This window comes from Streptomyces sp. NPDC127119 (assembly GCF_042677425.1).
Lineage (GTDB): Bacteria > Actinomycetota > Actinomycetes > Streptomycetales > Streptomycetaceae > Streptomyces.
In genome coordinates this window covers 1-7,038 of the sequence record NZ_JBHXTO010000258.1, presented here as the reverse complement: position 1 = coordinate 7,038, position 7,038 = coordinate 1, and the positions used below count along the sequence as shown (strand labels likewise).

Sequence of the window (7,038 nt, the reverse complement as noted above, 5' to 3'; positions counted from 1 at the left end):
GTGCCTGGGGGCGCGGGGAACTGCGCAGTCTTTTGGGCCCGCCCCCGCTCAGCGGCAGGCGAAAACGCTCAGAGCGTGGCCGGCCCCGTCGTCGCCCCCTCGCGGCAGATCAGCAGCAGCGCCCGGTCGTCGTTCACGTCCTTCGCGACCGCTTCGATCAGATGCCAGGCCGCCCCGTGGAAGCCGCCCGCCACATACCGGTCGGCTTCCCCGGTCAGGCGGTCGATGCCCTCGACGATGTCCCGTTCGGACGTCTCCACGAGGCCGTCCGTGAACAGCATCAGTACGTCACCGGGGCGCAGCGAGCCTTTGACCGAGTCGAACTGCGCCCCGCCGTACACCCCGAGCAGCGGTCCCTCCGCGACCTTCTCCTCCCAGCGGCCGTTGCCCGCGCTGAGCTGCAGGCCCGGCGGATGTCCGGCGGAGAAGAGTTCGTAGTCGCCCGAGTCCAGGTCGAGCACCAGGTGGATGGAGGTGGCGAAGCCCTCGTCCCAGTCCTGGCGGAGCAGATAGCCGTTCGCCGCGGGCAGGAAGGCGTGCGGCGGCAGGGACCCCAGCAGGCCGCCGAACGCGCCGGACAGGAGCAGCGCACGCGACCCCGCGTCCATGCCCTTGCCGGAGACGTCGGTGAGGACGACCTCCAGGGTGCGCCCGCCGTTCGTACGGGCCGCGACGACGAAGTCGCCGGAGAACGACTGGCCGCCGGCGGGCCGCAGCGCCATCTCCCGGTGCCAGCCCATCGGCAGCTTCGGCAGTTTGCTCTGCACCCGGATCCGCTCGCGCAGGTCGAACAGCATCGTGCCGCCGCGCCGCCACGGCACCCCGACCCGGCTGCGGAACTGGGCGATCAGCAGGCCGAAGAAGCCGCACGCGGCGACCACCAGCACGATGCCCGGCGTGACCCGGGAGGGGCCTTCGGTGTACGGGCCGAGTCTCACGGACTCCACGATGAGCGCGGTGGCGGCTGCGGCGTACAGGCTGAGGAGGCTGGAGGGGCGCAGCAGCAGGCCGCCCGCGACGATCGGCAGGACGAGCATCGCCGGGGAGCACCAGACGGAGTTCATGAGTGTGACGAAGGCGATCACGGGAATGGTCAGCAGGAGCCCGGCGAGCGCGACCCAGTCCGAACCGTCGCCGCGGAAGTAGTCGACAGCGGATCTGCGCAGCCCTGTGCGGACCCGGTGTACCTGCTTCTTCAACCGGGCCGTGAACGTATCGGCTTCTGCGCGCCGCTCTCGTCCTGCTGCCATTAGTTCGGGACCCTATCCATCGGACCAGGTGCTTGGCACGGGAGGTCCCACTTGTCCCCCGTCCGGGGACGGAAGTCACAGGGAAGCCCGGTCATCGCAGAGCGTACGGCCGGATGGGGACCCGGCACCGCCCGCCCGGGAGAAATCCGGTCGCTCATCCCGGATTGCCCTGGTAGGCATGGGGACATGACGACAGACTTGCGCGCGCTGACCCTCGCCGACTGGGACACGTGGTACGGGAAACTGGAGCTCGCGTTCGGCGGGGTCGCGGAATCGGCCGAGGAGCGCGCCCTGTGGAGCGACCTCACGGAGCACGACCGCTCCCTCGGGGTCTGGGACGGTGACGAGTGCGTGGGCACGGCCGGCGCCTTCTCCTTCCGGCTCACGGTGCCGGGCGGCGCGTCCGTACCGACCGCGGGCGTCACGATGGTGAGTGTCGCCTCGACGCACCGCAGGCGCGGGGTGCTCACCTCGATGATGCGGCGCCAGCTGGACGACGTACGGTCCTGGGGTGAGCCCCTCGCCGCCCTGACGGCGTCGGAACCGGCCATCTACGGCCGCTTCGGCTACGGCATCGCGACCCAGCAACTGCGTGCCGAGATCGACACGGACCGGGTGCGGCTGTCGGTGCCGGACGGCACGGACGACGTACGGCTGCGGCTCGTGAAGCCGGCTGCGGAGGGTGTGCCCGAGGCCTGCGAGGCGGTGTACGCGCAGCACGTGGCCGTGCGGCCCGGGATGCTGGCACGGCGGCCCGGCTGGGAGCGGCTGGCACTGCTCGACCCGGAGAGCGACCGCAAGGGCTCCTCTCCCCTGCAGTGCGTGCTCGCGCAGCGGGGCGACGAAGTCGTGGGCTACGCCCGCTACTTCAACAAGCCGGACTGGGACGCGGCCGGGCCGAAGGGCACGATCGAGGTGCGCGATCTGGAGGCGCTGGACCCGGCCGCGTACGCGGCGCTGTGGCAGCACCTCTTCGGTATCGACCTGGCGTCGAAGGTGAAGCTCTGGAACAGGCCTCTCGACGACGCCTGGCAGCACCTCGTCTCCGACACCCGCCGGTGCGACCTCGCCCCGCGCGACTCGATGCATGTGCGGCTCGTCGAGGTCGGCGCGGCGCTGGAGGCGCGGACGTACCAGGCGCCGGTGGACGTGGTGTTCGAGGTCGAGGACGCCTTCTGCCCCTGGAACGAGGGGCGTTGGCGGCTCTCCGGCGACGCGAAGGGCGCGTCCTGCGCACGGACCACCGACAGGGCCGATCTCGCCCTGTCCGTACGGGACCTGGGGGCGGCCTACCTCGGCGGGGTGTCCCTCGCCTCGCTGGCCGCGGCGGGACGGGTACGGGAGCTGCGCCGGGGCGCCCTCGCGGAGGCCTCGCTCGGCTTCGCCTCCGTCGTGGCGCCCTGGCTGCCGCACGGCTTCTGAATCGCTTCGCTGTGCCGTCGTGAACCTCCGTGGGAACAGGCGGAGATCGGCCGCGTACGGTCCGGTGGCGCTCCGCCTACCCGGTCGGGCCGGACGTATGCGGGCCGGATCGGGGGGTGTCGGCGGGCACGGGAATTTTTCGGCGGTCCCCTCGCCAATGCGGGCCGCCGCGGACGACCCCCTGCGCGCCGCCCCGTGGCGGTAGGCGCTTCTCCTCCATCACCTGCGGAAACCTTTCCCCCGTACCCCCGCCGCACCCCCGCGCCACGCCGCCGCGGGGGTGCCGTCGTTCCGGGGTGCGGACGGGCGGCCACCCCCGGGCGGGGCTCCGTCATGCCCTTGACACGTCGCGACGAGCCACTTGTATGGTCTAGGCCAACAGAACGCGCCGTTCCGTTCGGTGAGTTGGCCCTTCGCGGGAGCAATCCGCCCTGGACGGACCGGCCGGAGCGCGTCACCTTCGCGCCTCTTGGCCCCACCCACGAGAGGCCGGTCCCGTTGCGTACGGCCCCCCACACAGCCGTGCGTGCCAGGGAAGGCCTGATGTGAAGGAGTCCCCATGCACGCCAGCAGGAAGACGGCTGCCCTCCTGGGCGCCGTACTCGCCCCCGTCGTCGCCGTGAGCCTCCCCGCCGGGTCGGCGAGCGCCCACGGCTACATCTCCGACCCGCCCAGCCGCCAGGCCCAGTGCGCCGCGGGCACGGTGTCCTGCGGGGACATCACCTACGAGCCGCAGAGCGTCGAGGGCCCCAAGGGCCTGACCAGCTGCAGCGGCGGCAACAGCCGCTTCTCCGAGCTGGACGACGACAGCAGGGGCTGGACCGTCACGCCGGTGCAGAAGAACACGACGTTCTCCTGGAAGCTCAGCGCGCGGCACTCGACCAGCACCTGGGAGTACTACGCCGGCGGGCAGCGGATCGCCGTGTTCGACGACGGCGGCGCCCAGCCGGACGCGGTGGTGAACCACCAGGTCGACTTCGGCGGCCTCAGCGGACAGCAGAAGGTCCTGGCCGTCTGGAACGTGGCGGACACGGACAACGCCTTCTACGCCTGCATCGACGTCAACGTCGGCGGCTGACAGCCGAGTCGGGGCCGGTCCGTCGGGGACCGGCCCGCACCGCCCCACCCCGCGCACGCACCACCCCATCCAGCGCACACGCCTGGCGGAAGTCCCCCACCTTCTTCCGCCCGCCCCCTGCGCGCCGTCCCCCCACACCCCATCCCCAGGAGTCGACACCGTGCACCGACGCATACTCGGGCTGCTGACCGCCACCGGCGTGGCCGCCGCCCTCTGCACGCTCACGCTCGCCCCGACCGCCTCCGCCCAGAAGGCCGGCGCGGACACCTCCGCCGCCGCGTTCGTCGTCAGCGAGGCCCAGTTCAACGACATGTTCCCGGGCCGGAACTCGTTCTACACGTACAGCGGCCTGACCGCCGCGCTCGACGCCTACCCCGGCTTCAGCAACACGGGCAGCGACACGGTCAAGAAGCAGGAGGCCGCGGCCTTCCTCGCCAACGTCAGCCACGAGACCGGCGGCCTGCAGTACGTGGTGGAGCAGAACACCGCCAACTACCCGCACTACTGCGACACCGGCCAGCCCTACGGCTGCCCGGCCGGCAACGACAAGTACTACGGCCGCGGGCCCGTCCAGCTCAGCTGGAACTTCAACTACAAGGCCGCGGGCGACGCGCTCGGCATCGACCTGCTCAACAACCCCGACCTCGTGCAGAACGACGCGGCCGTCGCCTGGAAGACCGGCCTCTGGTACTGGAACACGCAGACCGGACCGGGCACGATGACGCCGCACGACGCCATGGTCAACAGCGCCGGGTTCGGCGAGACCATCCGCTCGATCAACGGCAGCCTGGAGTGCAACGGGGGCAACCCGGGCCAGGTCCAGAGCCGTATCGACAACTACCAGCGCTTCACCCAGCTGCTCGGTGTCGAGCCCGGCGGCAACCTCAGCTGCTGATCCCGGGCCCGAGCACACCGCCGCTCGGCTCCGGCCCCACCCGGACCGAGCGGCGCCCGCCCGCCCTCAGAACCCGCCCTCAGAACCTGTGTCAATCCCCCACCGACGAGGACCTCATGCACCTGTTCTCTCCCCGCAAGCTGACGGCTTCCCTGGCCGTCGCGGCCGCGCTCGGCGCAGTCGCCGTCGTCGTAGGCCCCGCCGACCGGGCCTCGGCCGTCCCGGACACCATCCCGCTCACCCTGAAGAACACCTCGGGCAGCGGCGAGCAGGTGTACGTGTACGTGATCGGCACCGAACTCGCCTCGGGCAAGCAGGGGTACGCCGACGAGTCCGGCGTCTTCCACGCCTGGCCGGCCGGCGGCGCCCCGCCGGTCCCGGCGCCCGACGCCTCGTTCGCCGGCCCCGCCGACGGCGCGTCCAAGACCGTCCAGCTCCCGAAGTTCTCCGGCCGGGTCTACTTCTCGTACGGCGAGAAGCTGGACTTCCGGCTCGCCGACGGCGGTCTCGTGCAGCCCGCCGTGCAGAACGCCTCCGACCCCAACCACGACATCCTGTTCAACTGGACCGAGTACACGCTCAACGACTCCGGTCTGTGGCTGAACTCCACCCAGGTCGACATGTTCTCCGCGCCGTACTCGGTGGGCCTCACCGCCGGTGACGGCTCCACCAAGGAGACCGGCACGCTCAAGGCGGGCGGCTACCAGGCCGTCGTGAACGGGCTGAAGGAGCAGGGCGGCGGCTGGGAGAAACTGGTCGAGACCCGCGGTGACGGCACCCCGCTGCGGGTGCTCGCCCCCGGCCACGCCATCGGCTCGGGCGCCATCCCGGCCGGCGTGCTGGACGACTACATCGACCGGGTCTGGACGAAGTACGCGAGCGACACGCTCACGGTGACGCCGTTCAAGGACCGGCCCGACACGAAGTACTTCGGCAAGGTCAACGGCGACACGATGGACTTCACCGACGGCACGGGCGCCGTCGTGACGTCCTTCGAGAAGCCCGACTCCGACTCCGTGTTCGGCTGCTACAACAAGCTGGACGCCCCCAACGACCAGGTGCGCGGCCCCATTTCGCGGACCCTGTGCGCCGCGTACAACCGCTCGACCCTGCTCACCAACTCCGAGCAGCCCGACGCCGACGCGTCCGGCTTCTACCAGGACGGCGTCAGCAACCACTACGCCCGGCTGGTGCACGACCAGATGCGGAACGGGCAGGCGTACGCCTTCGCCTTCGACGACGTCGGCAACCACGAGTCGCTGGTGCACGACGGCGACCCGAAGGACGCGACCATCTCACTCGACCCGTTCGACTGACTCGACCCGTTCGACTGAGCAGACCTGGTGCCCGGTCTGTCAGTTCTTCAGTTCTTCTGACAGACCGGGCACCAGAAGAGGTTGCGGGCGGCGAGACCGGCGGTGCGGATCTCGCCGCCACAGACGAGGCAGGGCATGGTGGCCCTGCGGTACACGTAGACCTCGCCGCCGTGGTCGTCCTTGCGCGGCGGGCGGCCCATCGCCTCCGGCTCGTGCTCCGGGCGGACCGTGTCGATGCGGTTGTTGCGGACCCCCTCGCGCATGAGCACCACCAGGTCCGCCCACATCGCGTCCCACTCGGCGCGCGTGATGTCCCGGCCCGGCCGGTACGGGTCGATGCCGTGCCGGAAGAGGACCTCCGCGCGGTAGACGTTCCCGACGCCCGCGATGACCTTCTGGTCCATCAGCAGGGCGGCGATCGTCGTACGGCTGCGGGAGACACGCTCGTACGCGCTTGCCGGTTCGGCGTCCTCGCGCAGCGGGTCGGGGCCCAGGCGGTCGTGCACCGCCTGCTTCTCCGCGTCCGCGATCAGGGTGCAGGTCGTGGGACCGCGGAGGTCCACGTACGCGGTGTCGTTCCTGAGCCTCAGGCGGACCGTGTCCGTGGGCGGGAGAGCGGGGGCGCCGCCGAAGTTGACCTTGCCGAAGAGGCCGAGGTGGATGTGGATCCAGTCGTCCGTCTCGAAGCGGAGGAAGAGGTGTTTGCCGTGGGCCTCGGCGGTGGTGAGGGCCGTGCCGTCCAGGAGGGCGGCGGCGTCCGTGAACTTGCCCTGGGGGCTGGTCACGTGGGCCTTGCGGCCACCGAATCCGCCGAGGTAGTCCTCGGCCAGCCGATGAATGGTGTGCCCCTCCGGCACGGGTCCTCCTAGCGGGTTCCTTTTCCCCAGCCCCGCCCCTTCCCGAAACTGGGGGCTGCGCCCCCAGACCCCCCTGTCGCGCTGCGCGCTCGTCCTCAAACGCCGGACGGGCTGAATACGTTTCAGCCCGTCCGGCGGTTGATGACCCGGGGGGCGGGGTGCCGAGGGGCGAGGGGGCGCCGCCCCCCAGCACTGTCGGGTGGGGTAGCCCAGCGGGTGG

Annotated in this window: 6 protein-coding genes; 4 read left to right on the top strand and 2 right to left on the bottom strand. The window is 71.2% G+C overall.

Translation table 11 applies throughout. The features are described from left to right. Positions 1-68 precede the first annotated feature (68 nt). Complete coding sequence (locus tag ACFVH5_RS43460; RefSeq protein WP_384813782.1) at positions 69-1,250, bottom strand: PP2C family protein-serine/threonine phosphatase; 1,182 nt, start codon at positions 1,248-1,250, stop codon at positions 69-71. 186 nt (positions 1,251-1,436) lie between these two features. Between ACFVH5_RS43460 and ACFVH5_RS43455 the strand changes: the two genes are divergently transcribed. The 4 genes from ACFVH5_RS43455 (at position 1,437) to ACFVH5_RS43440 (ending at position 5,961) form a co-directional block, all read left to right on the top strand. Beyond that, positions 1,437-2,672, top strand: a complete 1,236-nt coding sequence (locus ACFVH5_RS43455; RefSeq protein WP_385839220.1) for a GNAT family N-acetyltransferase — start codon at positions 1,437-1,439, stop codon at positions 2,670-2,672. A 559-nt stretch (positions 2,673-3,231) separates the two neighbouring features. After that, the gene (locus tag ACFVH5_RS43450; protein ID WP_385839218.1) at positions 3,232-3,750 is read left to right on the top strand and encodes a lytic polysaccharide monooxygenase auxiliary activity family 9 protein; all 519 of its coding nucleotides are present in this window, start codon (positions 3,232-3,234) and stop codon (positions 3,748-3,750) included. A gap of 160 nt (positions 3,751-3,910) precedes the next feature. After that, positions 3,911-4,645 (top strand): chitinase, encoded by a 735-nt coding sequence (locus tag ACFVH5_RS43445; protein ID WP_385839217.1) that lies wholly within the window; start codon positions 3,911-3,913, stop codon positions 4,643-4,645. Between the two features lie 116 nt (positions 4,646-4,761). Then, entirely contained in the window at positions 4,762-5,961 is a 1,200-nt protein-coding gene (locus ACFVH5_RS43440) for a glycoside hydrolase family 64 protein (RefSeq protein WP_385839216.1), read from the top strand. 47 nt (positions 5,962-6,008) lie between these two features. Here the strand turns inward: ACFVH5_RS43440 and ACFVH5_RS43435 are convergent, their stop codons facing one another. Continuing rightward, positions 6,009-6,818: an Fpg/Nei family DNA glycosylase gene (locus ACFVH5_RS43435; protein WP_385839215.1), complete on the bottom strand. Its 810-nt coding sequence runs from the start codon at positions 6,816-6,818 to the stop codon at positions 6,009-6,011. Between the last annotated feature and the right edge of the window lie 220 nt (positions 6,819-7,038).